Here is a 22,164-nt window from a genome sequence, read left to right as displayed (position 1 = left end):
CGCACAGTGCAGTTGCGGTATCCCGCCGCCTCGCCATTCGCGCTCAAGGAGAAAGGCCATGTTCAACAAGCTCGCCGCACTTGCCTTCGCACTGACCCTTGCCGTACCGGGACTGCTGCTGGCCGCCACACCGGTCAACATCAACCAGGCCGACGCGGCAACCATCGCCAAGTCGCTGGACGGCATCGGCCAGTCGAGGGCCCAGGCCATCGTGGATTGGCGCACCGCGCACGGACCGTTCAAGAAGGCCGACGACCTGCGCCGCGTCAAGGGCATCGGCAAGGCCACGATCGAGCGCAACCGCGATGCGATCCTGCTCGGCGACGACACGGCTGGCACTGTCGCCAAGGCGGACGCCCCGGCCAAGTCCGCATACAAGAGCAAGAAGGCCGCCGCCGAAGAAGCCACGACCGAAGAGTAGGCAGGTCCGACCATGGATGGTGAGCCGGCGGCGCGATCGATGGCGGGTTGCGCCGCATGGGTTACACTCGCGCGCCCTACCAGCCGTCGTCCCGCCATGATATTGCCGCGTTACCACATCGCCGCTTCCACTATCCGTGGCGCCGGCAACGGCCTGTTTCTGGATGAAGCCGTGGCGGCGGGACGCATCATCACCGCCCCGGACGGCATCGAGCAGACCTATCGGCACGCCGACATCGTCGCCTCGCCCGAGCTCAGCGCGCAGTTCCACCTCAGTGCGCGCTGGTTCGAGGACCGCTACACGCTGTCGCCCGACTGGCCGGACGAGTGCTATATCAACCACAGCTTCGCGCCGAACGGGCTGTGGCACCTGGGCTTCGTGTTTGCACTGACCGACCTGCTGCCCGGCACCGAGATCACCGTCGACTACCGGCACCTGCTGCCGCCGGGTCAGGCGGAGGATTTTGTCGATTCGGTCACAGGTGAGATAATCACCGGCTTGTCCTGGCAAGAGAGTCTCGCCAGCAGTACCCGTGCACTGGCTGAACTGCTAGGTGCCACCCACCGTTGATCGTAATGTTTGATATTCCTACTCTTGAAACGGCGCGCCTGCGCCTTACCGCGCTGACCGAACAGCATTTCAACGACTACGCCGCGATGCTGGCCGACCCGGACAGCACGCGCTGGATCGGCGATGGCCAGCCGCTGGATCGCACCAATGCCTGGCGCTCGCTGGCGATGCTGCTGGGTCACTGGCAGTTGCGCGGGTTCGGCATGTGGGCGCTGGAACTGAAATCCAGCGGCGAATTCATCGGCCGCGCCGGTCTGATGTACCCCGATGGCTGGCCCGATCTGGAACTGGGCTGGATGCTGAAGCCGGAACATCGCCATCGAGGCTACGCCACCGAAGCGGGCAATGCCGTGCTCGAATTCGCCTGGAAACAGCTGCATGCGCCGCGGGTGATCAGTCTGGTCCGGATCGGCAACGAGGCTTCCGACCGGGTGGCCGAACGCCTCGGCGGCGAGCATATCGAAGACATGGATTTCTACGGCAGCCACAGCCACGTGTTCGCCTACTACCCGCCGCACCGTGAGCACCGCCGGGCCTACGGCTAGTACGGTCGGGGAGGGTACCCTGCCGACTGCGCCGGCAGGGACCGCAACATCACAGGGCCGGCGGCAACCAGTTGCTGCGGCGCGATGACGACAGCGAACGCGCCACTTCGGCCAGTGCATACAGCCGGGCCACGCGGACCCAGCCGAGCACCAGCACCACCAGCTGCGCCAGCAACAGGGCCAGGATGAGGCCGCCCGCGCCAATCGCCGGGTTGTGCAGGCGGGCCACGCCGAGCGCCAGCGCGATCGCATAACCGGCCAGACTGATCAGCAGGTAGCACAGCAAGGTGCTGAACGGCCGGCGCAGCAGCTGCATGAAACCGCGGCCGAAGGCGCGCGTGGCCGAACGCAAACCGGTGTCGGCGATCAGCGCGGCGCGGCCCGACTCCACGATGGCCTGCGCCAGCACGAACAACAGCACAGCCACCCCGGTGCCGACATGCGATGCGCTGTCCGCCTGCGACTCCAGCACCGCCTTGCTTTCGATTCCATCCGCCACATGGAACACGAAGCCGATCAGCGCCACCATCACCGCATACGGCAGGATCGACCACAGCATCAGGCGGAACATGCGGCCATATTCGACCACGCCGCACTGAAGCAGGTGACCGAAGCCCAGCACGCGTCCGGCGCGACCGCTGCCGATCACCATGCCATTGAGGAACGGCGACAGCAGCACGGTCAGCAGCAGGCCGAGCAGCGCCACGCCATTGAGCCAGCCGGCGCTGTCGCTCAGCACCGACATGGTGTCGCCAAACACCAGGGCGTTGAAGTGCGTGGCCCATGCCTGCGCCTGTACCGAATGGTCGAGCAGGCCGCTCAGTGCACGCCATAGCGGCAGGCTGACCACCGCAGTCGGCAGCAGCAAAAACATTACCCACAGCAGCAGCAGGCGCCATTGCGCCGCAGCCAGAGGTGCGCGCGCGGCAGCGCCGAGATCCACCCGGCGAGAAGCATGTTTACTGATCATCATCACAGCGACCCCACCAAGGCATAGAAAGTCTGCAGAAGCGCGGCGACGTCCGCGCTCCAGCGGCGCGAGGCGGTGCCGTCGGCCTTGGTGATCAGGCTGTCGTTGAGCTTGTTCGCATCCAGATACACCTTCTGCTCCGGATCGAGAGCGGCCGAAATCACCTTGGCCGGCCTGGTGAATACGAAGCGGGCCCAGCGCCGGTCGTCGTTCCACCTAACGTCTTCGCTGCTGCCATCGGCAAATTTCACTCTCAGCAGCTGCGGCGCCTGAGCGCCGTCGCGCGACACGGTCACCGTGCTGCTCCACGGAAATGGCCCGCTGCCCGGCTTCGCTTTCGGATGGGCCTTGGCCCAGTCCTCCCGCTGCTTGGCGACCTGCTTGTCAAGCTCGCCGCGGTCGAACTCGATGCGCTTGCCGTCCTTGAGCACGCCGCCGGCCTGTGGCAGCACTTCGACGGTGTCGATGCTGGCAACGCGGTCGTCGATGCGCGCGGTGCCATACACATACTGGTCGAAGATCTCATTGACCGCTTTCGCATTGCCTGAAACATCGATCAAGGTGGCCCGCAGATCGGCCGCGGACGGATGCCGGAAACGCCAGCGCTTGTAGTATTCGTGGAAGGCGCGCTCGGTAACCTGTTTGCCCAGGCGCTCTTCCAGGTCGTGCATCGCGGTGGCGGTACGCGAATACACCGTGCCGTAGCTGCTGCTGGAAAAACGATCCCATGAATTCTCGCCGAGCGGATCAGCCGGCTGCTTCAGACGCGAACCCATGCGCTCCATCGCGAAGCCGGAGAACGACGGCGAAAAACCCAGCCGGCGCAGCAGCGGCGTGGTCAGCTCGATGTTCTGCCCGCGCTCGCGCAGCATGCGCTGATCCCAGTATTCGTTGAGGCCTTCGTCGAGCATCGGCTCCTCGAATTCGTTCGAGGCGAGAATGCCGTAGAAGTAACCGTGGCCGAACTCGTGGATGGTGACAAAGTCGGAACCGAACTGGTCAAACGTGCCCGGCTCGACCTTGGTGTAGCCCTCGGTGGTATAGAACGTCGGATATTCCATGCCGCCCGCCTCGCTGGCGTTGTACGGCGGCACCACCACGGTGAGCGTGCCGTACGGATACGCACCCAGCGTCTTCGAGAAATAGTCCAGCGAATCGATGCTGGCTTTCAGCTGTGTCTGCGCGCTGCCCGCGTACTCGGGCGGATACAGCACCTTCAACGCCACCTTCGGGCTGCCCGGCCCCTGCCAGCTGCCGTCCGACGTCCGGTAACCCTTGGCCGCGACCCAGGCGAAATCGTGCACGTCGCCCTGCACGAAGTGATACGTGGTCTTGCCGTTCGCCCTCTGCGGCTGCCCCTGCAACTGGCCGACCGCGCCGACGGTGTAGTCGCTGGGCACGGTCAGGCCCACGTCGTACAGGCCGAAGTCGGCGTAGAACTCGCTGTTGAAATGGAACTCGTGCACGTTCCAGCGCGGCGCGGTGGCGCCGCGCTCGCCGGCCAGTTCCAGCACGCCGATCTTCGGGAACCATTGGCCGACCAGGTTGAAGTCGCCGAACCAGCCGGTGCGCTCCACTACCCGCGGCAACTGGCTGAGGAAGTCGATATCCAGCGCCAAGGTGGCGCCGGCGGCGACCGGTTCGGCCAGATCGATGCGCACCACAGTCTGGTCGGTGGCGGGACCGCCATCGGGATGCACGAAGGTCCACTTCAGCGCGGCATCGCCTTGCTTGACCTGCTGCAGGTCGATCCAGCCCCATTCGCCTTTCTTCAACGCGGCCGTGCCGCGCGAACGGCCGTGCGCGGTCAGCACCTTGCGCTCGGTGAACCAGGTGCTGCCTTCGTTCTGGAATCCGTTGAGGTACAGATGGAAATAGACGCGGCTGATCGGGCGGTCGCTGCGGTTGCGCCAAGTCATGTGCTCTTTGCCGGTAACCGCGTGCTTGGCGGCATCCAGCTCGGCGTCGATCCGGTAGCTCACTACGCGATCGGACAACGTTGGTTCGTTGCCCGTACGCTCGCCACCCCAGGCTCCGGCCGCGCTGGGCGCCAGCGGGGCGGCAGCGCTGGCGGGGGCAAACGGGATGTCGGGGAGAACGGTCGTATTCGGAACCACCGTAGCCGCGCTGGCCGGCGCAGATGCCGCACCGGGCGGCACGCTGGCCGGCGGCGCCAGTGCCGCCAACGGACACGCCGCCACCGAAAAGGTCACGGCACACAGATAACCCCACGTGCGTACGACTGGACGCATGCTTGCGACTCCCCCGAGGCAATCCGCGCAGAGTGCACGCAACCAGCTCATGCGGCATAGGGCCAGAGGTCATGCCGGCCATTCGGGCCTGCACCGGCCCCTGATACATCAGCCGAATGCCGCACCGGGGGAACTGCGGCCGCGGCAAATGGTCGCGAGGGGCGACGCGGCCGGGGCTTCTGAATACGTTGACCGCCCCCATCATGTCACCCAGTAGAATCCATCCCGGCCAAGGCCTGTTGCCGGCGTCGGCCATCACACCCATGCGGAGCTCCTGATCCACCATGCGTATTTTGCTGGCCGAAGACGACCCTTCCATCGCCGGCGCGATTTGCGCATCGCTGCGGCACGGTGGGCACGCCGTGGACCATGTGACCAGCGGCAGCCTGGCCGACACGGCCCTGCGCGATCACGACTATGACCTGCTGGTACTGGACCTCGGCCTGCCTTCGCTCGACGGCAGCGAGGTGCTGCGCCGGCTGCGCAGTCGCGGCACGGTGATGCCGGTGCTGGTGGTGACCGCCCGCGACGGTTTGCCCGAACGCATCCGCGTGCTCGACCTGGGTGCCGATGATTATCTGGTGAAGCCCTTCGCGCTGGCCGAGTTCGAGGCGCGCGTGCGTGCGCTGCTGCGCCGGGCCAGCAGCCAGGGCAAGCCCGAGCTGGAGCTGGGCCGGCTGCGGCTGGACCTGCCCGGACACCGCGCGTGGATCGATCGGTCTCCACTGGAGCTGACCGCGCGCGAATTCAGCCTGCTGGAAGCGCTGGCACTGCGCGCCGACCGCGTCACCAGCCGCGCCCAGCTGGTCGAGGCGCTGTGCGACTGGGATCAGGAGCTGACCGACAACGGCCTGGACATCGCGATTCACCGCCTGCGCCGCAAGCTGCAAGGCAGCGGCACGGGCGTGCGCACGATCCGCGGCCTTGGCTATTTGCTGGAAGAAGTGGCGGAACCCGCGGGCGACGCCGCATGAGCCGCCGGCGCCCCAGCCTGCGTCGCCGCCTGCTGATCTTCCTGCTGATTCCGATGGCGGCTCTGCTGTTGCTGGACGCGTTGCTGACCTATGGCGTGGCGCTGACCTATGCCAACCGGGTGCACGACCGCGACCTCAGCGACGATGCGCTCACCGTGGCGAAGATGCTCGGCAACAACCAGCTCGGCAGCGAACTGACTCCGCAGGCGCGATTCCTGCTCGAGTACGATCCGGTTGGCCGCAGTTACTTCAGCATAGTCAGCGCGCGACGCGGGCTGATGGCCGGCAACGGGCAACTGCCGCGGCTGGCGCAGGCTCCCCCGCTAGGTACCGCACCGCGGCTGTACGACAGCAAGCTCGACAAGCACAGTCTGCGCGTGGCGACGGTCCGCACCACGGCGCCCCACGACCCCGGTGACAGCCTGATCGTCACTGTCGCCGAAACCTTGCGCGACCGACACGAACAAGCGCGCGAGATCCTGTTGCTGGCGATCCTGATGCAGACCCTGCTGATCGTCTGCGTGCTGTCGCTGGTCTGGTTCGGAGTGAGCCGCGGCCTGCGCGTGCTCGATCCGCTGACGGCCCGGCTGGCAGGCCGCTCGCATGAACTGACGCCGATCGACGGCCCCGACGTGCCGCAGGAAATCCAGCCGCTGACACGCACCATCGACGCGTTGTTCGGCCGCCTGCGCGGCATGCTGGCCCTGCACGACCGTTTCATCGCCGATGCCGCCCATCAGCTGCGTACGCCGCTGACCGGGTTGAGCCTGCATGTCGACCGCGCGCGCGCCGATCCGCGGCCCGAAACGGTGGCCGATGCGCTAGTCCACATCCAGCGCCTGACGCAGCGCGCGGCGCGCACCTCGTCGCAACTGCTGGCGCTGACCCGAGCCCAGGCGGCGCCGCTGGACCACGAAGAGCGGGGCCTGCTCGACCTGGGCCGGATGATCCCCGAAGCGGTGGCTCAACGTATCCACGAGGCGATCCGCGCCGGGATCGATCTCGGCTACGAGGGCGTCACCCGACCGCTGTACATCGATGGCGACGCGGCCAGCGTGCTGGATATGCTGGACAACCTGATCGACAACGCCGTGCGATACGCCGGTCGCGGCAGTACCGTCACCGTCAACCTGCAGGCACGTGCCGATGGCGGCGCCAGCCTCAGCGTCGAGGACAACGGACCCGGCGTGCCGCCCGAATTGCTGCCGCGCCTGCACGAGCGTTTTTTCCGCGCCGCCGACAACGGCGAGGAAGGCAGTGGGCTGGGACTGGCGATCGTCCAGCGGATTGCCGAACGACATCACGCCGGGGTGATTTACCGGCTGGCCGAGGAACATGGGCTTATCGTGGAGGTGCGCTTCCCGCCTCCGTCTGCAGCGCCCATGCACCCGACGTGAACTGTTCGTGATCGAAAACAATCCGCATGCCTTCGCCGCATGCCACTTTCACATCTTGCCGGCGCGGCTTTGCTATCCCGCCTACTACCGTCAGAATAGGCGAAGGTCCGAACGCGACAACGACGTGCGAGGGCCTCCACCGAGAGCCGACGGATATGCCAGCGCCGGAGCAACACCATGGAAATGCATACGTGCCACTTCGACTGAGCAAGGCACCTTCCGCTAACCGGCTACGCGCTTGCCTCCTCGGCAGCGCGCTCGCCGGGCTGGCCGGTTGCGCCGCACCCCTGCCCAAACTGGCACCACCCGTGCCCGCCCAATGGCAACATGCGATAGCCTCGGATCCCGCCAAGCCGACCGATCTGCATGGCTGGTGGCATGCCTTCGGCGATACCGAACTGGATGCGCTGGTCGACCGTGCCCTGGCCAGCAATCTCGATGTGGCGCAGGCCGTCGAGCGACTGCGCGCCGTGCGCGCGCTGCACGACCGGGCTCAGGCGCGCTACCTGCCATCGCTGCGCGTCAGCACCAACGACGTGGTCGAACCGAGCGCAAGCGCCTCCTACCAGTTGGTCGGCTTCGACGCCAGCTGGGAACTGGGCCTGTTCGGCCGGGCCGAAGGCACCCGCCGCGAAGCGCGTGGCGCGCTGGACGCGGGTACCGCCGATCTGCGCGCCGCGCAGGTCTCGCTGGTCGCCGAGGTCGTACGCGAATGGATCGAGTTGCGCAGCGCGCAGCGGCAGGAGCAACTGCTGTTGCGGATCAACCAGGCCCGTGAGCACGAATGGCAGCTGCAGCAAGTGCGCCAGCGTCTGCAGCTGGCGGCATCCAGCACGGTGGATCAGGCACAGGCCGCACTCGCGCAATCCACTGCCGCTCTGGCGGCGCCCCGGCAGGCCATTACCGCCAGCGCCCAGCGGCTGGCCATGCTGCTAGGCCAGAACCAGCCCGATGCCGCCTGGCTGCAACCGGGCACCCCGCCCGAACTGGGCGCATGGCAACTGGACAGCGCACCGGCCGATCTGGTGCGCACACGCCCGGAGATCGCCCGTGCCGAGGCGGACGTGCTGCAGGCCGCCGGCGCACTGGCGCTGGCCCATGCCGATCTGTTTCCCAGCGTCGGCCTCGGCGGCTCGATCGACTGGTCCACCGACATCGACAACAACCACAGATTTGCCAACACCCCCAACTCGATCGTCTCGGTGGGGCCGGAACTCAATATCCCCTTGTTCGACTGGGGTATCCGGATGGCCGCCAAGAACGCGAAGGATCACGAGTTGAAAGCCAGCGTGCTGGCTTACCGGCAAGCGGTGCTGCAAGGGGTGGCCGAGGTGGAGACCGCACTCGGCGCCGTGCAGCAACAGCAGCAGCGCGAACAGCACAGCCTGCAGGCATGGCAGGCGCTGCGACATGTGGACCAGGCCGCGCAAATGCGCGTGAGCCTGCGACTGGGCAGTCCGCTCGATGTCGCCGAGGCCCGCATAGCCGCCGATCAGGCCGCCATCGAATTGACCGATGCCCGGGCCGGACACAACCTGGCCTACGTGGCGCTGTTCAAGGCGCTTGGCGGCGCGCCGTTGCCGGCGACGGCCGCGGCAGCCGGGACGGATACGCAACGGAATGCAACGGCCCCCGACGGAGCGCGCCGCTGATGGTCGCCCTGGCGCGCAAGACATTGATCTATGAATGGCGGCGCTTTCTGCCGGCCATGCTGGCGGTGGGCTTCGCCGGTCTGCTGCAATTGCTGCAGATCGCCCTGGTGCTGGGCATCTTCGGCAGCACCAGCTTGTACATCACCGGTTCGTCGGCCGATGTCTGGGTGGGTTATCCCGGCACTCAGAGCGTGGGCTCCGGCCGCACGATCAGTGCCGACGTGGAATCGCATGTGCTGATGGATCCGGCGGTAGAACGGGTCGAACCGTACATCTGGGTCGACGGCGACTGGCGCGGTCCCGGTGAAACCGGCGGCGTTTCGGTGTTCGTCTCCGGCATCGATCCGAGTCCCCATGGGCTGATGTTCTCCAAGGCATTGCCGGCCGGCCTGCGCGCGCGGCTGGCGGAGCCGGACGCCGTCGTCGTCGATCGCTCCGTGCTGGACCAGCTCGGCGTCGCCATCGGCCAGACCGCCACCATCAACGGCCATCCGGTGCGTGTGGTCGGCATCAGCAGCGGCCTGCGCGCGCTGGGCGGCGTCAACGTGCTGTGCTCGCTGGATACGGCGCGGCGGCTGAATGACGATCCGACCGACAGTGGTCCGACCTATCTGGTCGCCAAGCTGCGCGATCCGTCCCAGGCCGATGCGGTCGCCGCGCGCCTGCGCGGCGATACCGCGTTCGGCCCCTACACAACCTGGAGCGCCGCCGATTTTGCGCGGCTCTCGGTGCTGTACTGGCTGTTCGATACCGGCGCCGGCGCCGGTGTGCTGTTCCTGGCGGGCATCGTGTTCCTGGTCGGTGCGGTAATCACCAGCCAGACACTGATCGCGGCGGTCAACGGCTCGGTGCGCGAGTACGCCACCCTCAACGCGCTCGGCGTGGGCGTGGCAGCCTTGCGCCGGGTGGTGCTGGAGCAGGCATTCTGGGTCGGTGCGCTGGGCCTGCTCGGCGCCAGCGCGCTCGGCATCGTGCTGATGATGCTGGCGCGCAGCCAGGACGTGCCGGTGGTGCTGAACGTGCCGGCGGCACTGGGCTGCATCGTCCTAGTCATGGGGCTAGCCGCGGTCTCCGGGCTGGCCGCGATGCGCAGCCTGCGCCGCGCCGATCCGGCCACGTTGCTGAGGTGATCGTGACCCATCCCGCCGCCGCCACCGTCCCTTTGCACACGCCCGCTCTGCGGGCGGAAAACATCCGCAAGGCGTTCGTTTCGGGCCAGCAGCACACCCAGGTGCTGGATGGCCTCACGCTGGACATCGACGCCGGCGAACTGACCCTGATCTCCGGTCCTTCCGGCTGCGGCAAGAGTACTTTGCTGGCCATACTCAGCGGACTGCAGAAGGTCGACAGCGGCCGCGTGCAGGCGCTCGGCAGCGAGCTGGGCCAGCTCGACCTGCGCGCGCTGGAACGCTTCCGCCTGCAGCACACCGGCTTCGTGTTCCAGGGCTTCAACCTGTTCCCCGCACTGAGCGCGTTCGAGCAGGTCGAATTGCCGTTGAATCACATGGGTTTGTCGCGCGAAGAGGCCCGTCGCCGCGCGCAGCAGTCGCTGGAGGAAGTCGGCCTGGCGCATCGCACGCGCTTGCGGCCGTCCGAGCTGTCCGGCGGCGAAAAGCAGCGCGTGGCGATCGCGCGCGCGCTGGCCAAGGAGCCGGAGCTGCTGTTCGCCGACGAACCGACCAGCGCGCTGGACGCCGCCAATGGCCAGATGATCATCGACATCCTGCACCGGATCGCCCACACCCACGGCACCACCGTGTTGTGCGTCAGCCACGATCCGCGCCTGGTCGTCCACGCCGACCGCGTCCTGGCGATGGAAGATGGCCGCATTCTGAGCGACCGGCGCACCCGCGCACCGCTCGTCGACAACAAGGAAACCCCGTCATGAAGTCGCCCGCATCTCCCACGCCGCGACACGCATCCGGCCCGCGGCTGATCCGGCTTGGCGGCATCGCGCTGACGCTGGCGTGCCTGCTGGCCGCCTGCTCCCGATCCGCTGACGAATCGGCCAATACGGCCGCACCGCCCGCCACTTACGCCGCCGTGGCGCGCGGCAAGGTCGACATCGAAGGGGGCTTGCTGACGCTGTCGATGCCGCGCGAAGGGACGCTTGCCAAGGTCGCCGTACATGAAGGCGACCACGTCAAGCAGGGTCAGTTGCTCGCCGCGCTGGACACCCGGCCGGCCACGCTGGCCGTCGAAGCCGCCCAGGCGCAGTTGGAACAGGTACAGGCGCAGCTGAAATTGCTTGCGGTCAAACAGGCGGCGGCGAAGCAGCGTGCGCAGCGGCTGACCGCCGCTGTCGCCGCGGGCGCCGGCGACGGCCAGAGCGCCGATGACGCAAGCGAAGCGGCGGCCCAGCTCGACGCCGAACAGCTGAGCACCCGCGCGGCGCTGAGCATGGCCAGCCAGAAACTGGACGAAGCCCGCTACGAGTTGAAGCAGCGCAGCCTGCTCGCGCCGTTCGACGCCGACGTGGTGCAGATGTCGGCACAACCCGGTGCCAGCGTATCGCCCACGTCCGGCCCGTTGTTCACCTTGCTGCCGCAGAAACCGCGGATCGTCCGGGCGGAGCTCAACGACAGTTTCGTCGGCGTGATCAAGCCGGACATGCCTGCCGAGGTGGTGCCCGACAACGGCCGCGACGATACCCACTGGAGCGCGCACGTGCTGCGCATCGGCCAGGTGTATGGCCCGGCCACGCTGGAAAACGACCCGCAGGTGCGCGCCAACGCACGCACGGTGGAATGCGTACTGGCATTCGACCAGCCCACCTCCGACCAAACCCGGAACCTGCGCATCGGCCAGCGCGTGATCGTGCGCTTCGGCGCCACCTCGGCACTGCCCCGTACCGCGCCGAAAGGCTGAAGAAACCGCCTTCTGCGATGCTTATGCCCCATGAAGAACCGCGGCCAGCGAACCGCCGCGGTTTCACCGAACAGGGCCACCGCGTGATCCAGCAAACTGATTTCTTCTTCGAGGGTGGGCGCAGCGGCGTGCTGCTGATCCACGGCCTGACCGGCACGCCGATGGAAATGCGCTTGCTCGGCAAGGGCCTGAACCGTGCCGGCTTCACCGTGCATGGCATGCAGCTGGCCGGCCACTGCGGCAACGTCGAGGACCTGCTCGCCACCGGCTGGCGCGACTGGTACGCCAGCGTCGAGAAAGCCGCCGACGAGATGCTGGAAAAGGTCGACCACCTGTTTGTCGGCGGACTGTCGATGGGCGCCCTGCTGGCGCTCAAGCTGGCGGCGGATCGGCCGCAACAGGTCGCGGGTGTCGGCGTGTATGGCGCCACCTTCCGTTATGACGGCTGGAGCATTCCGTGGGCGGCGCGACTGTCATTCATGCTGCCGCTGCTGAAGAAGCTCGGTATCGGCCGCAACTTCAGCTTCATGGAACAACCGCCGTACGGCATCCGCGACGAGCGCCTGCGCGCGCAGGTCAGCACGGCGATGCTCAGCGGCGACAGCGCCGCCGCCGGCCTGCCCGGCAACCCGTGGTACTCGCTGGCCGAGATGTACCACCTCGCCGCCGAGGTGCGCAGCCAGCTGCGGCAGGTGACCGCACCGTGCCTGGTCGCGCACGCCAGCGAAGACGACGTCGCCAGCCTGAAAAATGCCGAACTCGTGATGCGCGAAGTCAGCGCGCCGGCCGAGCTGCTGCTGCTCGAGGACAGCTACCACATGATCACGATCGACCGGGAACGCCGCACCTTGATCGATCGCTCGGCCGCGTTCTTCGACGACATCGCCGCGTCCAACGGCACGCAGCGCATCGCTGCCTGATGATGCCGGCGGAGGGTTCCATCTCCAGCCTGGTGGCAGGCCTGTGGCTGCTCAACATCGTGCTCGACACCGGCGGCCAGCTGGCGTTCAAGGCGGCCGCAGGCGACGAGGCGGCCGGTGACGGCCTGGCGCGCTGGAAGCACATGGCCTCGCGACCGTGGCTGTGGCTGGGCGTCGCCAGCTACGTGATCGAATTTCTGGTGTGGATCGCGTTCCTGTCTCTGGTCCCGCTGTCCGAAGGCGTGCTGCTGGGCTCGATCAACATCGTCGCGATCATGGTCGCCGGGCGTTTCCTGTTCGGCGAGAAACTGACCCGGCTGCGGGTCGCCGGCATCTTGCTGGTGACGCTTGGCGTGGTGATCGTGGGAGTCGGCGGATGAAACGCTTCTATCTGTTCGGTTTCCTGTTGCTGATGGGTTTCGATACCCTCGCCCAGATCAGCTTCAAGTACGCCGGCACGCAGGCGCTGCCGGTCGCTGCCAGCCTCGAATGGGTGTTGCGCGTGTTCGGCCAACCGTGGGTCTACGGCGCGGTGATCGGCTATATCGGCGCGTTCTTCACCTGGATGGCCTTGCTCAAGCACGCGCCGATCGGCCCCGCCTTCGCCGCCTCGCATCTGGAAGTGGTGTCGGTGATGCTGCTGTCCGTGTGGCTGTTCGACGAGCACCTCAACGTCGCCCGCGTACTGGGCGCGATCGCGATCATCGCCGGCATCGTCTGCCTGGGCATGGCCGAGAGCCGCGAACATCCACCGGAACACGCCGAAGCCTGAGCACCGGCTAAGCTGCGCGCATGCTGCCCCGCCGCCTCCACGAACTGCCACCCACCGCCGGCCTGCCGTTGCGACTGACCGACCTGTGTCCGGGTGCGGCGACCCTGGCCGCCGGCATCGCCGCGCAGCTGGGCACGCCGCCGCTGCAACTGGAATGTTCCGGCACTGCCGCGCTGCTGATCACGCTGACGACGCTGCGCGAACTGCAGCCGCAACGCCGGCGCGTCGTGATTCCCGCGTTCACCTGTCCACTGGTGGCGATCGCCGTGCAGCAGGCTGGACTCGAATTGCAGCTGTGCGATCTGCGCGCCGGTCATTACGACATGGATGCGACTGCCTTGCGTGCGGCCTGCGACGAACGCACGCTGGCGATCATTCCCACCCATCTGGCTGGCCGCGTCGCCGACGTCGACGCGGCGTTCGCCGCGGCGCGCAGCGTCGGCGCCTACGTGATCGAGGACGCCGCGCAGGCACTGGGTGCGCGCCGCAACGGCGTCAGCGTGGGGCTGGCCGGCGACGTGGGGTTTTTCAGTCTCGCCGTCGGCAAGGGCTTGTCGATCTACGAAGGCGGCCTGCTGCTGGCGCGCGATCCCGGCATGCGCGAACACCTCGCACGCACCGCCGCCCGCATCGTGCCGCACAGCCTCGGCTGGGAATGGAAACGCAGCATCGAACTGCTCGCCTATGCCGCGTTATACCGGCCGCGCGGCCTGCGACTGGCGTACGGCGATCCGCTGCGCCGCGCGCTGCGGCGCGGCGACCCGGTTGCCGCGGTGGGCGATGACTTTCCGTTGACGATACCGCTGCACCGCGTCGGCCACTGGCGCCAGGCCGTCGGCGCACATGCCGCCGCCCGCCTGCCGGCGTTTCTCGATCAGCTGTCCGCGCAAGCACAACGGCGGTTGCCGCGACTGCGCCGGATCGACGGCGTCGAAGTGCTTGATGACCCCACCAACGCACGAGGCACCTGGCCGTTTTTCCTGCTGATGCTGCCCGACCGACAACACCGCGATGCCGCCTTGGCCGAGCTATGGCAGGCAGGGCTCGGCGTGAGCCGATTGTTCATCCACGCCCTGCCCGACTACGACTATCTAAGGGACATCGTGCCAACGCAGGCTGTGCCGAATGCACGCGACTTTGCCGCGCGCAGCCTGACCATCAGCAACAGCCTGTGGTTGAACGACGGCGACTTCGAAACGATCTGCGGCGTACTTGAAACGGCGTTCGCCTGAATCGCATCGCGCCATCCGCATCCCGCCACTGTCGGCGAAGGCATCAGCCGCTGGCTCAGCCTGCACGCGTCTCGCAACGGCCCAGCGCTTTCGTGAGCGGCAACCAATCGTTGGGCCGGTCAACCCATGCAAACGCGCAGCTCCCACCACTGCGTCGCTCCCACAACTCGCCAAGGCGTTTCTTCTCGTCGCTGTCGCGGCCATCAAGATGCTTGCCCTTGTACTCCGCAGCGACGATGCCGCCGTTTTGCAGGCGGATCAGAAAGTCGGGATAGAACCGATCCGATGACGTGGGCAGCGAAAATGAACCGGGCTTGCGCTCCACATTGCGTATCCAGCTTTCCACGCCTTCCAGCTCGTTGGCGATGAACTGCGCGCAATCAAACTCTTCTCCATCGGACTTGAGGTTGCCGACCTGCGGGAGAAAGTGGTGACGCAACGAAACGAACCCGTTGTACTGGTAATCTCACGCGTAACGTCCGGCCTGGAACACGCGCTGCAGGCGGTCGTCCACGCTCAGTTCCGACTCGCCGCCCAACAGCGTGAGGAAACCTTGCGCCATTGACTTGCGCTGCGCGCGCTTCAAGCGCTGCGCCAGCATTTCGCGCAAGCGGAACTTGCGGTAGGCCAGCTCGTCGGTGGTAAAGCCGCGCTGTTCCAGCAGGTAACGCATCGCGCCGGACAACCACACACTCAGTGTCTTCGGGCGCAACGCTGTGCGCCTCGTCCACGATCACGAACGGGCGGCGCAGACGCAACGCATCCACCAGCGACTGGTTGCCGGCCCCGGCGGCGAATGGCCCCTCGAAGTGCGTCATCAACGCGCCATTCTGCTTGTACACCGCCAGCCCGCCGGTATCGTCCTGTTTGAACGACTGCATCGTGGCAACGACGATCGTGTTGGCGCTGTCCAGCGTGCCGGGCTGCACGGTCAATGCCTCGTCGATGGTCAGCACAACGAACGCACCCAGGCGCTCAGTCAACGAATCGTGCAGCAGGTTGCCGGGCGTTTTCAGCGCGCGCAGGGTCTGCTCGCGGATCGCCTCGGTCGGAACCAACCACAGGGTCAGGCTGCGCTCCACCGCCAGCAATGCATCGTTGACGCGCCGGATCGCATGGCCGCCGATCAACGTCTTGCCGCCGCCGGTCGGCACGCGCAGACACACGCACGGAATGTCGTCATCCGCCAGCACTTGCGGCGCGCGATGCGAGATGCGGCTGCCGAATCGTTCCAGGGTGATCTCGCCATAGGCGCGCGCGCTGCCTTCGTCACGGTAACGGCGCAGAAATGCCTCGAAGGTATCGAGCGCCTGGCATTGGTAGGTCTTGAGCACGGCTGGCACCGGACACGAATGGTCATGCAGGCTCATCGCGTCACCTTCAGATCGTAGGGCAATTGCTTGAACGTGATGCCGAGATGGCGCAAACGCTCGGGCTTGATCAGGCAGCGCGTGCCGTAGATCACCCGCGGCCCTTCATGTGGCGGTAGCTCGTCCAGCAAGGGCGAAGTCAATACATTGCCGCCGCCGGCGGATTTGTCCTTGAGGATGCCGTTGTAGAGCAGATACACCGCACGCCCGGCGTGCACGCCAAGCAGCGGCGAGGCCGGCGCCTTGCCCGCCAGCGGCGTGCCGGTTTCCACGAACCACACGAACCGCGCCAGTTCGGCAAAGCGCACGTCGGGGTTGATATGTCCGTTCGCGGCGAACAGTGGCTTGCCGAGCGTGGCGTAGCGGAAGCCACCGCCAAGGCCGGGGACTTCACCTTTGCCAGTACCGTAGCCCTCAACCACACGCCGGATACGCTCGGAGGTGACTCCACGCGCAATGCTCGGTTTCATTTCCGTCAGCACGAAGCGGCGATGCTGGCCGTCCGCCTGATTCAACGTCATCACCGCTTGGCCCGTTGTGCCGGAACCGGCGAACGAATCCAGCACAATGTCGTTCCCGCTGGTGGTAAAGCTCAGCAACTCTTCGATCAACTCGACGGGCTTGGGAAAGTCGAACGGTCGCTTGCTCTCCGGAAAGATGGCCTTGATCTCGTTAGTGCCGATGCGCCCGTCCAACTCGAACAGGCTGGATAGCTTCGACCGATAGTCCTTTGCATAGACCTTCAGTTCGACGAGCTTGGATTCATTGTCGCCAAACAAGATGCGGCCTTCATCCACTAGCCGGCGCATCGTCCCTTCGGGAAAGCGGTAGCCCATCATCGGTTGCCGACAGGGGTTGCCGGTCACCGGATGGATCACGTCATATCGATAGCCTTCCTTGCCTGGGTTGTGCACCGCACGCATGCCCGTGTAGATGCCGCCATCGTCAATAAACTTGTAATCCTCGAACGGCCAAAGCTGTGATCTACTTTCTCTGTACCAATGCGTGTAAGCCGTCTGGCGCTGCTCCTGGTCGGGGTACTCACGCACGAATTGCTCGCCGATTTCAAGTAACTTGACCGCAAGGCTGGCGGACTTCCATTCCTGGGCAGCTTGCTTTTGTCACGCGCGTAGCACAACACGTATTCGTGCTCGCTGGCGATCTGGGTCGGATTGTTGTCGGTCACGCTTTTCCAGACTATCGTACCCACGCGGTTGCTGCTTCCGAAGATCTCGTCGGACAGCATGCGCAACGTGCCCAGCTCGATGTCGTCGATACTGGCGAAGATGACGCCATCGTCGCGCAGAAATTGCCTCAACAATTTGAGCCGCGGGTACATCATGCAAAGCCATTTGTCGTGGCGGCAGAGGTCTTCGGCTTCCGCGCCAACGACTCACCCGAGCCGCTCGCGCATTTCGGGGCTGTTGACGTTGTCGTTGTAAATCCAGCCGGTGCGCTTGCCCTCGTCGTCGCGCTCATCTTGGCCGGTGTTATACGGCGGATCGATGTAGATGCATTTCACCTGGCCGCCGTAGTGCGGCAGCAGCGCCTTGAGCGCCAGCAGGTTGTCGCCTTCGACGATCAAGTTGCCGCTGTCGGCACCGTGCCCTTCGACTTCGCTGCCCTGCGGGCCGCTACGCTCAGAGCGAACGAGAATGGAAAACTCAGGCGCGTCGTGCAGGAGGCGAAACGGCACTTCCTCGTGGTGGCGTACCACCGCGTCCTTGCCGATCCAGTTCAATACGGGCATGCGTGATTCCTTGGTGTTACCAGTTCAGCCCTTGCCCAGCGGCAGGTACAGCGTGAGTGCGTTGTTCGCGGTTTCGCGAAAGCCGTGCAGGCGGTAAAACGCGGCGGCACGCTCGTTCGGGGCGTCTACCAGCACCACCTTCACGCCGAGCTGGATACGCAACTGCATGCCGCCGTTCACGGCATGACCAAGCAGCAGCCGGCCATAACCCTTGCCTCGCCCCTCGCTTGAAACGGCCAGCCGCCCGATGCGCACGGCGGGCACGGGATACGCGGGAAGCCGTTTGCGATCCGCCGGTTGCAGATCGCCGATGTTCGTCTGCGCGGCGGCCAGACTGCAGTAGCCAAGAATGTGCGCCGCATCGCCATCATCGACCAGTACATGCGTGGTGGCGATGCCATCGCGCTGATGTTGCCCGGCCTGTCCGCGCAGATAGGCGTCCAGCGTTGGTTCGCCACAGATGAAACCGTTGCGGTCGTGCTGGTGCGTATCCAGCAGCGTGAAGCGCAACGTCACCTCAGCGGATCAATTTGGCGGCGTCAGCCATCGCCTTTTTCAGGCGAGCGTTGGGCTTGAACGGCTTGTCCAGTGCGTCGAGGAAGCGGCGCGATTCGGCGGCGGACAGGGTGACAGTCAGCTCGGCGGCCATCACGGTCTCAGCCTCGCGCAGCACCGCGTCGCGCACGAACGCCGACAGCGGCACGCCGCGCAAGTCGGCGGCGCGGCTGATGCGGGCTTTGTCGGTGGGGTTCAGGCGAAGATCGAGTCGGGCGGCAGCAGTCATGGCAGGCTCCTTTTGTACGGAATACTACCGTACGTGGCGGCAATCTGCAAAATGCGTCCAGCGACGACGGCCTATCACGACCGCGCCGCGATCGCCGCCAGCAGCTGCAGATTCAACCCATGCTGCTGCGCCTGCCAGCCGGCCAGCTGCGCCGGATCGATCTCGGGCTGCTCGTCCATCGCCGATAGCCGGCGCTTCCACCAGCTCTGGTAGCGGTAATGCGAAACCTCGCCGTTGATGTCGCTGCCGACCAGGCCGTGACGCAGGCTGCCGATCAACGCCAGCGCATGATCGGCCAGCAGACGGCCCTGGTCCCAGTTGGTGTGCGCCACCTCGGGCGAGAACGCGTCCTTGTCGATCGACAGGTAGCTCGGCGCCGCCTGCGTGCGCTGCGCTTCGACGAACGCGTCGACCATCGCCCCGGGCGTGTCGAAACCACGGAACGCATGCGCCAGCCCAAGCCGGCGCGACCAGCCGGTGTCCACGCCGATGCTCCAGTAGCTCAGCTTGCCGCGCCGCAACGGGGTCAGATAGTTCTCCCACGCGTGACCGCCGCCGATATCGGCCGAGGTGATGCCGAGTACATGCACGTGGCTGACCTGCGGCAGCATCGCCACGCGGCGCACCCACGAACCGCAATGCACGCCGAACGGAAAGCGCATGTTGTCCGGATGGTTGTCGAGTACCACGACCTGGAATGGCGCGCGCGGATGCAGGCGGGCGATCAGCGGCCAGCTCAGGTGATGGAAGTCGCCGCTGCCCAGGAATACGGTGCCGTACTCGGCCGGCAGCAGCTCGTCGAGCATCGTGCCGAAGCGCCGCATCGTCGCCAGCGACGAGCCGAAGCGGACCGATTCCTGCCAGTGCGCCAGCGGCAGCACCAGGCGACCGGGCAACGGCCCCACCGACTGGTCGATGTCGAGCACGACGGGCCGGTTCGCCAGGTCATTCATCGGTAGCCTCCGTGGCCGCCTGCCAGTTGCGATCGCTTTCGAAATGACCGCCGAGCCGGCGCAGCAGCGCGCGCAGCAGCGGATTGCGGGCGTATACCGCATGACGGGTAAAAGTCATGCTGGCGCCCAGGAAGGATTTGACCTCGGGATCGGTCCAGCCGGCCACATAATGGCTCAGTCCGCGCTGCCGCGCGTAGTCGAGATTGTGCATCCAGCTGACGAAGTACAGGTTGTGCCCGCGCGCCTGCGGATAGGCGAAGCCGACGTATTTGTCGATCAGCTTGCCGCCATGTTCGTAGCAGAGATTCCAGCCGATCATCTGCCCGGCATGCCGATAGACGAACACCACGCCGCCGCTGCCGCCGTCCTGCAGCACTTCCCGGAAGAACGCCGCACTCAGCCGGTCGAAGTGGATCTCGCTCTGTGCATACACGTTGTCGAACAGCGCATAGAACGCGGCCAGGGTCGCCGCGTCGCCGAAGCACGGGTCGCCGGTGCGCACTGCCTCGACCTCGAGGTCGGCGCGGGAGCGCAGCTTGCGCCGGATGTTCTTGCGCCGGCCGGACGACAGCCGCGCCAGGTACTCGTCGCCCGAGGCGAAATCGATCGGCACCCAGGCCAGGGCCTGGCCTTCGAGCAGCACATAGCCTTCGGCTTCGCAGGCGCTGGCGAATGCCTGCGCATACGCGTTGTCGGCGGCGCCGAGCAGCGGCGAATCCTGCGCGATGTCCTTGACGATCAGCAACCGGCACTCGCGCCCGTATGCCGCCTTCAACCCCTGCGCCAGCTCGGCCGGCGTCACGCCTGCGGGCAGCGGCGCGTACTCGGACACGGTGGTCCCGGCGAAGCGCGTGCGCCAGCGCAGCAGGCGCCCCCACCAGCGATACAGCGGCAGCTGCGTCACCCGACGGCGCAGGGCGTCGTCCGCCGTGGTAAGCAGGTCGAACGGCGCCACGAAGGTCGGCATGCCCTGCGGCGACAGCTGTACGGCAAACCCGATCGGGGGCTGCGCCATGAAGTGCGCCAGCAGCGCATCCGGTTCCAATTGCGAAATGAAAGGCATGAGTAAGCAAATCTGCCTAGACTGGTTGATGTGTAACACTGTCGTGCGCAGCCAGGAGCCTACTCGTCATGACCGATACGACCCAGCAACAGATTTTCGATCTCATCGCCAAGCAGGCCAAGATCGACGTGGCCACGATCAAGCCCGAATCCACCTTGAAGGACCTGGGCATCGCTTCGCTGGAGGCGATCGAGTTGATCTTCGACATCGAAGAACACTTCAACATCACCTTTCCGGACCAGCAAGGCGCCAACTTCGACACCGACACGGCGCAGAGCCTGGTCGACGCGGTACAGAAGGCGCTGGACGAAAAAGCCGCCGCGGGCGAAGGATCGAACTGATGTCCACGGTTCCGCTGATGCGCCGCGTGGTGATCACCGGCATGGGCGCGATCAGCCCGCTCGGCGTGGGTGCCGAGGCGCTGTGGCAAGGGCTGCGCGAAGGCCGCAGCGCGATCGGCCCGCTGCTCCATCCGGATGCCGCGCGACTGCGCGTGAAGATCGCCGCCCAGGTGCCGGCGAGTTTCGATCCGGCGGCGAATATCGACGAACGCACCCTGCCGATGCTCGACCGCACCTCGGAATTCGCGCTGCATGCGGCGCGCGAGGCGATCACGCAATCCGGACTGGACTTCCGCCAGAACGGTCTCGGCGTGCGCACGGCGTGCGTGGTCGGCACCGGCGTCGGCGGTGAAACTACCCAGGACGAACAGAGCCGGCGTATCTATGCCGAAAACGCCCAGCGCGCGCACCCGCTGACCATCGTGCGGTTGATGACCAACGCCTCGGCCAGCCAGATCAGCATCGCCTACGGGCTGCGCGGACCCACCTATGCGGTGGCCAGCGCCTGCGCCTCGGCGAACCACGCGATCATCCAGGCCGCCATGATGATCCGCCACGGCATGGCCGATGCAGCCATCACCGGCGGCACCGAAGCCTGCATCACGTATGGCGCCTTGCGCGCGTGGGAAGCGATGCGCGTACTGGCCGACGACACCTGCCGCCCGTTCAGCATCAATCGGCGCGGCCTGGTGCTCGGCGAGGGTGCCGGCATCTTCGTGCTGGAATCGCTGGAACATGCCCAGGCGCGCGGCGCGACCATTCTCGCCGAACTGGCCGGCAGCGGCATGACCGCCGACGCCACCGACATCGTGATGCCCAGCACGGAGGGCGCGGCCAGCGCGATGCGCCAGGCGCTCGCCGACGCCGGTCTCGCTGCGGAGGACGTCGACTACATCAACGCCCACGGCACCGGCACGCTCGCCAACGATGTCACCGAGACCAAGGCGATCCGCCTGGCGTTCGGCGCGCATGCCGATCGTCTCGCCGTGTCCTCGACCAAGTCGATGCATGGCCATGCGCTGGGCGCGTCCGGCGCGCTGGAACTGGTGGCGGTGGTCGGTGCGTTGCGCGACAACGTGGTGCCGCCCACCGCGAATCTGGACAAGGCCGATCCGACCTGCGATCTCGATTACGTGCCGAATGTCGCCCGGGAGATGCCGGTGCGTGCCGCACTGAGCAACTCGTTCGCGTTCGGCGGACTCAACGCGGTCCTGGCGCTGAAGCGCGCGCCGTAACGGCGATCCTGCGGACTCATGGGCGCACTGCAACCATACCGCTCGCGTAGGAGCGCACCCTGTGCGCGATGCTTCTGAACACCCATGAAGAGCAT

At 66.3% G+C, this 22,164-nt stretch carries 25 protein-coding genes and 1 pseudogene; 15 read left to right on the top strand and 11 right to left on the bottom strand.

Going from position 1 to position 22,164, the window contains the following annotated elements:
* Positions 1-58 precede the first annotated feature (58 nt).
* The 3 genes from ACFPPB_RS06775 (at position 59) to ACFPPB_RS06765 (ending at position 1,536) form a co-directional block, all read left to right on the top strand.
* Positions 59-421: a ComEA family DNA-binding protein gene (locus ACFPPB_RS06775; RefSeq protein ID WP_377325650.1), complete on the top strand. Its 363-nt coding sequence runs from the start codon at positions 59-61 to the stop codon at positions 419-421.
* A 96-nt stretch (positions 422-517) separates the two neighbouring features.
* Positions 518-991: an SET domain-containing protein-lysine N-methyltransferase gene (locus tag ACFPPB_RS06770; RefSeq protein WP_377325648.1), complete on the top strand. Its 474-nt coding sequence runs from the start codon at positions 518-520 to the stop codon at positions 989-991.
* Between the two features lie 5 nt (positions 992-996).
* The gene (locus tag ACFPPB_RS06765; RefSeq protein WP_377325646.1) at positions 997-1,536 is read left to right on the top strand and encodes a GNAT family N-acetyltransferase; all 540 of its coding nucleotides are present in this window, start codon (positions 997-999) and stop codon (positions 1,534-1,536) included.
* Positions 1,537-1,585: 49 nt separating this feature from the next.
* Here ACFPPB_RS06765 and ACFPPB_RS06760 read toward each other — a convergent pair whose 3' ends face one another.
* Positions 1,586-2,509 carry a hypothetical protein gene (locus ACFPPB_RS06760; protein ID WP_377325644.1) on the bottom strand — a complete coding sequence of 308 codons (924 nt, stop codon included), beginning with the start codon at positions 2,507-2,509 and terminating at the stop codon, positions 1,586-1,588.
* Positions 2,509-4,758, bottom strand: a complete 2,250-nt coding sequence (locus ACFPPB_RS06755; protein WP_377325642.1) for a M1 family metallopeptidase — start codon at positions 4,756-4,758, stop codon at positions 2,509-2,511. Before ACFPPB_RS06755 ends, ACFPPB_RS06760 begins: the two co-directional genes overlap by 1 nt.
* Positions 4,759-5,042: 284 nt before the next feature.
* On the opposite strand from ACFPPB_RS06755, the gene ACFPPB_RS06750 reads away from it, so the two are divergent.
* The 10 genes from ACFPPB_RS06750 to ACFPPB_RS06705 all read left to right on the top strand — a co-directional run bounded on the left by ACFPPB_RS06750 (position 5,043) and on the right by ACFPPB_RS06705 (position 14,573).
* The gene (locus tag ACFPPB_RS06750; protein ID WP_377325640.1) at positions 5,043-5,732 is read left to right on the top strand and encodes a response regulator; all 690 of its coding nucleotides are present in this window, start codon (positions 5,043-5,045) and stop codon (positions 5,730-5,732) included.
* On the top strand, positions 5,729-7,129 hold the full coding sequence (locus ACFPPB_RS06745; RefSeq protein WP_377325638.1) for a sensor histidine kinase: 1,401 nt from the start codon (positions 5,729-5,731) through the stop codon (positions 7,127-7,129). Before ACFPPB_RS06750 ends, ACFPPB_RS06745 begins: the two co-directional genes overlap by 4 nt.
* 191 nt (positions 7,130-7,320) lie before the next feature.
* Entirely contained in the window at positions 7,321-8,781 is a 1,461-nt protein-coding gene (locus ACFPPB_RS06740) for an efflux transporter outer membrane subunit (protein ID WP_377325636.1), read from the top strand.
* Positions 8,781-9,911 carry an ABC transporter permease gene (locus tag ACFPPB_RS06735; RefSeq protein ID WP_377325634.1) on the top strand — a complete coding sequence of 377 codons (1,131 nt, stop codon included), beginning with the start codon at positions 8,781-8,783 and terminating at the stop codon, positions 9,909-9,911. The genes ACFPPB_RS06740 and ACFPPB_RS06735 overlap by 1 nt, the downstream gene beginning before the upstream one ends.
* Before the next feature lie 2 nt (positions 9,912-9,913).
* On the top strand, positions 9,914-10,669 hold the full coding sequence (locus tag ACFPPB_RS06730; protein WP_377325632.1) for an ABC transporter ATP-binding protein: 756 nt from the start codon (positions 9,914-9,916) through the stop codon (positions 10,667-10,669).
* Entirely contained in the window at positions 10,666-11,649 is a 984-nt protein-coding gene (locus ACFPPB_RS06725; protein ID WP_377325630.1) for an efflux RND transporter periplasmic adaptor subunit, read from the top strand. The genes ACFPPB_RS06730 and ACFPPB_RS06725 overlap by 4 nt, the downstream gene beginning before the upstream one ends.
* Before the next feature lie 83 nt (positions 11,650-11,732).
* On the top strand, positions 11,733-12,569 hold the full coding sequence (locus ACFPPB_RS06720; protein ID WP_377325628.1) for an alpha/beta hydrolase: 837 nt from the start codon (positions 11,733-11,735) through the stop codon (positions 12,567-12,569).
* Entirely contained in the window at positions 12,569-12,949 is a 381-nt protein-coding gene (locus tag ACFPPB_RS06715; protein ID WP_377325626.1) for an EamA family transporter, read from the top strand. The genes ACFPPB_RS06720 and ACFPPB_RS06715 overlap by 1 nt, the downstream gene beginning before the upstream one ends.
* Positions 12,946-13,341, top strand: a complete 396-nt coding sequence (locus tag ACFPPB_RS06710; RefSeq protein WP_377325624.1) for a DMT family transporter — start codon at positions 12,946-12,948, stop codon at positions 13,339-13,341. The genes ACFPPB_RS06715 and ACFPPB_RS06710 overlap by 4 nt, the downstream gene beginning before the upstream one ends.
* A gap of 20 nt (positions 13,342-13,361) precedes the next feature.
* Entirely contained in the window at positions 13,362-14,573 is a 1,212-nt protein-coding gene (locus ACFPPB_RS06705; RefSeq protein ID WP_377325622.1) for a DegT/DnrJ/EryC1/StrS family aminotransferase, read from the top strand.
* A gap of 55 nt (positions 14,574-14,628) precedes the next feature.
* Here the strand turns inward: ACFPPB_RS06705 and ACFPPB_RS06700 are convergent, their stop codons facing one another.
* The 9 genes and pseudogenes from ACFPPB_RS06700 to ACFPPB_RS06660 form a co-directional block, all read right to left on the bottom strand.
* Positions 14,629-15,012, bottom strand: a complete 384-nt coding sequence (locus ACFPPB_RS06700) for a hypothetical protein (protein WP_377325620.1) — start codon at positions 15,010-15,012, stop codon at positions 14,629-14,631.
* A complete protein-coding gene (locus ACFPPB_RS06695; RefSeq protein ID WP_377325618.1) occupies positions 14,954-15,943 on the bottom strand; it encodes a DEAD/DEAH box helicase family protein in 990 nt (329 codons plus the stop codon). Before ACFPPB_RS06695 ends, ACFPPB_RS06700 begins: the two co-directional genes overlap by 59 nt.
* A complete protein-coding gene (locus ACFPPB_RS06690) occupies positions 15,940-16,992 on the bottom strand; it encodes a DNA methyltransferase (RefSeq protein WP_377325616.1) in 1,053 nt (350 codons plus the stop codon). The genes ACFPPB_RS06695 and ACFPPB_RS06690 overlap by 4 nt, the downstream gene beginning before the upstream one ends.
* Before the next feature lie 53 nt (positions 16,993-17,045).
* Positions 17,046-17,303, bottom strand: a pseudogene (locus ACFPPB_RS06685) (DNA methyltransferase); the annotation flags it as partial.
* A 33-nt stretch (positions 17,304-17,336) separates the two neighbouring features.
* Positions 17,337-17,684, bottom strand: coding sequence for a hypothetical protein (locus tag ACFPPB_RS06680; protein ID WP_377325614.1), 348 nt, complete (start codon positions 17,682-17,684; stop codon positions 17,337-17,339).
* A gap of 33 nt (positions 17,685-17,717) precedes the next feature.
* Positions 17,718-18,209, bottom strand: coding sequence for a GNAT family N-acetyltransferase (locus tag ACFPPB_RS06675; protein ID WP_377325612.1), 492 nt, complete (start codon positions 18,207-18,209; stop codon positions 17,718-17,720).
* A 1-nt stretch (position 18,210) separates the two neighbouring features.
* Positions 18,211-18,477, bottom strand: coding sequence for a type II toxin-antitoxin system TacA family antitoxin (locus tag ACFPPB_RS06670; RefSeq protein ID WP_377325610.1), 267 nt, complete (start codon positions 18,475-18,477; stop codon positions 18,211-18,213).
* Between the two features lie 74 nt (positions 18,478-18,551).
* Positions 18,552-19,430 carry an arginase family protein gene (locus ACFPPB_RS06665; RefSeq protein WP_377325608.1) on the bottom strand — a complete coding sequence of 293 codons (879 nt, stop codon included), beginning with the start codon at positions 19,428-19,430 and terminating at the stop codon, positions 18,552-18,554.
* Complete coding sequence (locus tag ACFPPB_RS06660; protein ID WP_377325606.1) at positions 19,423-20,493, bottom strand: peptidogalycan biosysnthesis protein; 1,071 nt, start codon at positions 20,491-20,493, stop codon at positions 19,423-19,425. The genes ACFPPB_RS06665 and ACFPPB_RS06660 overlap by 8 nt, the downstream gene beginning before the upstream one ends.
* Before the next feature lie 68 nt (positions 20,494-20,561).
* Here ACFPPB_RS06660 and ACFPPB_RS06655 point away from each other — a divergent pair, with 68 nt between their 5' ends.
* A complete protein-coding gene (locus ACFPPB_RS06655; RefSeq protein WP_377325604.1) occupies positions 20,562-20,834 on the top strand; it encodes an acyl carrier protein in 273 nt (90 codons plus the stop codon).
* A complete protein-coding gene (locus ACFPPB_RS06650) occupies positions 20,834-22,069 on the top strand; it encodes a beta-ketoacyl-[acyl-carrier-protein] synthase family protein (RefSeq protein WP_377325602.1) in 1,236 nt (411 codons plus the stop codon). Before ACFPPB_RS06655 ends, ACFPPB_RS06650 begins: the two co-directional genes overlap by 1 nt.
* Positions 22,070-22,164: the final 95 nt, after the last annotated feature.

It is taken from the genome of Rhodanobacter terrae, assembly GCF_042657005.1.
Classification (GTDB): Bacteria; Pseudomonadota; Gammaproteobacteria; order Xanthomonadales; family Rhodanobacteraceae; genus Rhodanobacter; species Rhodanobacter terrae.
The sequence above is the reverse complement of the archived record's forward strand: the minus strand, read 5'-3'. Positions and strand labels throughout refer to the sequence as shown.

What these genes read in the sequence shown, in the direction of transcription:
- ACFPPB_RS06725 (WP_377325630.1), top strand. Translation starts at nt 10,666, where the DNA reads ATGAAGTCGCCCGCATCTCCCACGCCGCGACACGCATCCGGCCCGCGG.
- ACFPPB_RS06665 (WP_377325608.1), bottom strand. Translation starts at nt 19,430, where the DNA reads ATGAATGACCTGGCGAACCGGCCCGTCGTGCTCGACATCGACCAGTCG.
- ACFPPB_RS06775 (WP_377325650.1), top strand. Translation starts at nt 59, where the DNA reads ATGTTCAACAAGCTCGCCGCACTTGCCTTCGCACTGACCCTTGCCGTA.
- ACFPPB_RS06735 (WP_377325634.1), top strand. Translation starts at nt 8,781, where the DNA reads ATGGTCGCCCTGGCGCGCAAGACATTGATCTATGAATGGCGGCGCTTT.
- ACFPPB_RS06755 (WP_377325642.1), bottom strand. Translation starts at nt 4,758, where the DNA reads ATGCGTCCAGTCGTACGCACGTGGGGTTATCTGTGTGCCGTGACCTTT.
- ACFPPB_RS06745 (WP_377325638.1), top strand. Translation starts at nt 5,729, where the DNA reads ATGAGCCGCCGGCGCCCCAGCCTGCGTCGCCGCCTGCTGATCTTCCTG.
- ACFPPB_RS06710 (WP_377325624.1), top strand. Translation starts at nt 12,946, where the DNA reads ATGAAACGCTTCTATCTGTTCGGTTTCCTGTTGCTGATGGGTTTCGAT.
- ACFPPB_RS06705 (WP_377325622.1), top strand. Translation starts at nt 13,362, where the DNA reads ATGCTGCCCCGCCGCCTCCACGAACTGCCACCCACCGCCGGCCTGCCG.
- ACFPPB_RS06650 (WP_377325602.1), top strand. Translation starts at nt 20,834, where the DNA reads ATGTCCACGGTTCCGCTGATGCGCCGCGTGGTGATCACCGGCATGGGC.
- ACFPPB_RS06760 (WP_377325644.1), bottom strand. Translation starts at nt 2,509, where the DNA reads ATGATGATCAGTAAACATGCTTCTCGCCGGGTGGATCTCGGCGCTGCC.
- ACFPPB_RS06765 (WP_377325646.1), top strand. Translation starts at nt 997, where the DNA reads ATGTTTGATATTCCTACTCTTGAAACGGCGCGCCTGCGCCTTACCGCG.
- ACFPPB_RS06750 (WP_377325640.1), top strand. Translation starts at nt 5,043, where the DNA reads ATGCGTATTTTGCTGGCCGAAGACGACCCTTCCATCGCCGGCGCGATT.
- ACFPPB_RS06770 (WP_377325648.1), top strand. Translation starts at nt 518, where the DNA reads ATGATATTGCCGCGTTACCACATCGCCGCTTCCACTATCCGTGGCGCC.
- ACFPPB_RS06660 (WP_377325606.1), bottom strand. Translation starts at nt 20,493, where the DNA reads ATGCCTTTCATTTCGCAATTGGAACCGGATGCGCTGCTGGCGCACTTC.
- ACFPPB_RS06670 (WP_377325610.1), bottom strand. Translation starts at nt 18,477, where the DNA reads ATGACTGCTGCCGCCCGACTCGATCTTCGCCTGAACCCCACCGACAAA.
- ACFPPB_RS06695 (WP_377325618.1), bottom strand. Translation starts at nt 15,943, where the DNA reads ATGAGCCTGCATGACCATTCGTGTCCGGTGCCAGCCGTGCTCAAGACC.
- ACFPPB_RS06655 (WP_377325604.1), top strand. Translation starts at nt 20,562, where the DNA reads ATGACCGATACGACCCAGCAACAGATTTTCGATCTCATCGCCAAGCAG.
- ACFPPB_RS06715 (WP_377325626.1), top strand. Translation starts at nt 12,569, where the DNA reads ATGATGCCGGCGGAGGGTTCCATCTCCAGCCTGGTGGCAGGCCTGTGG.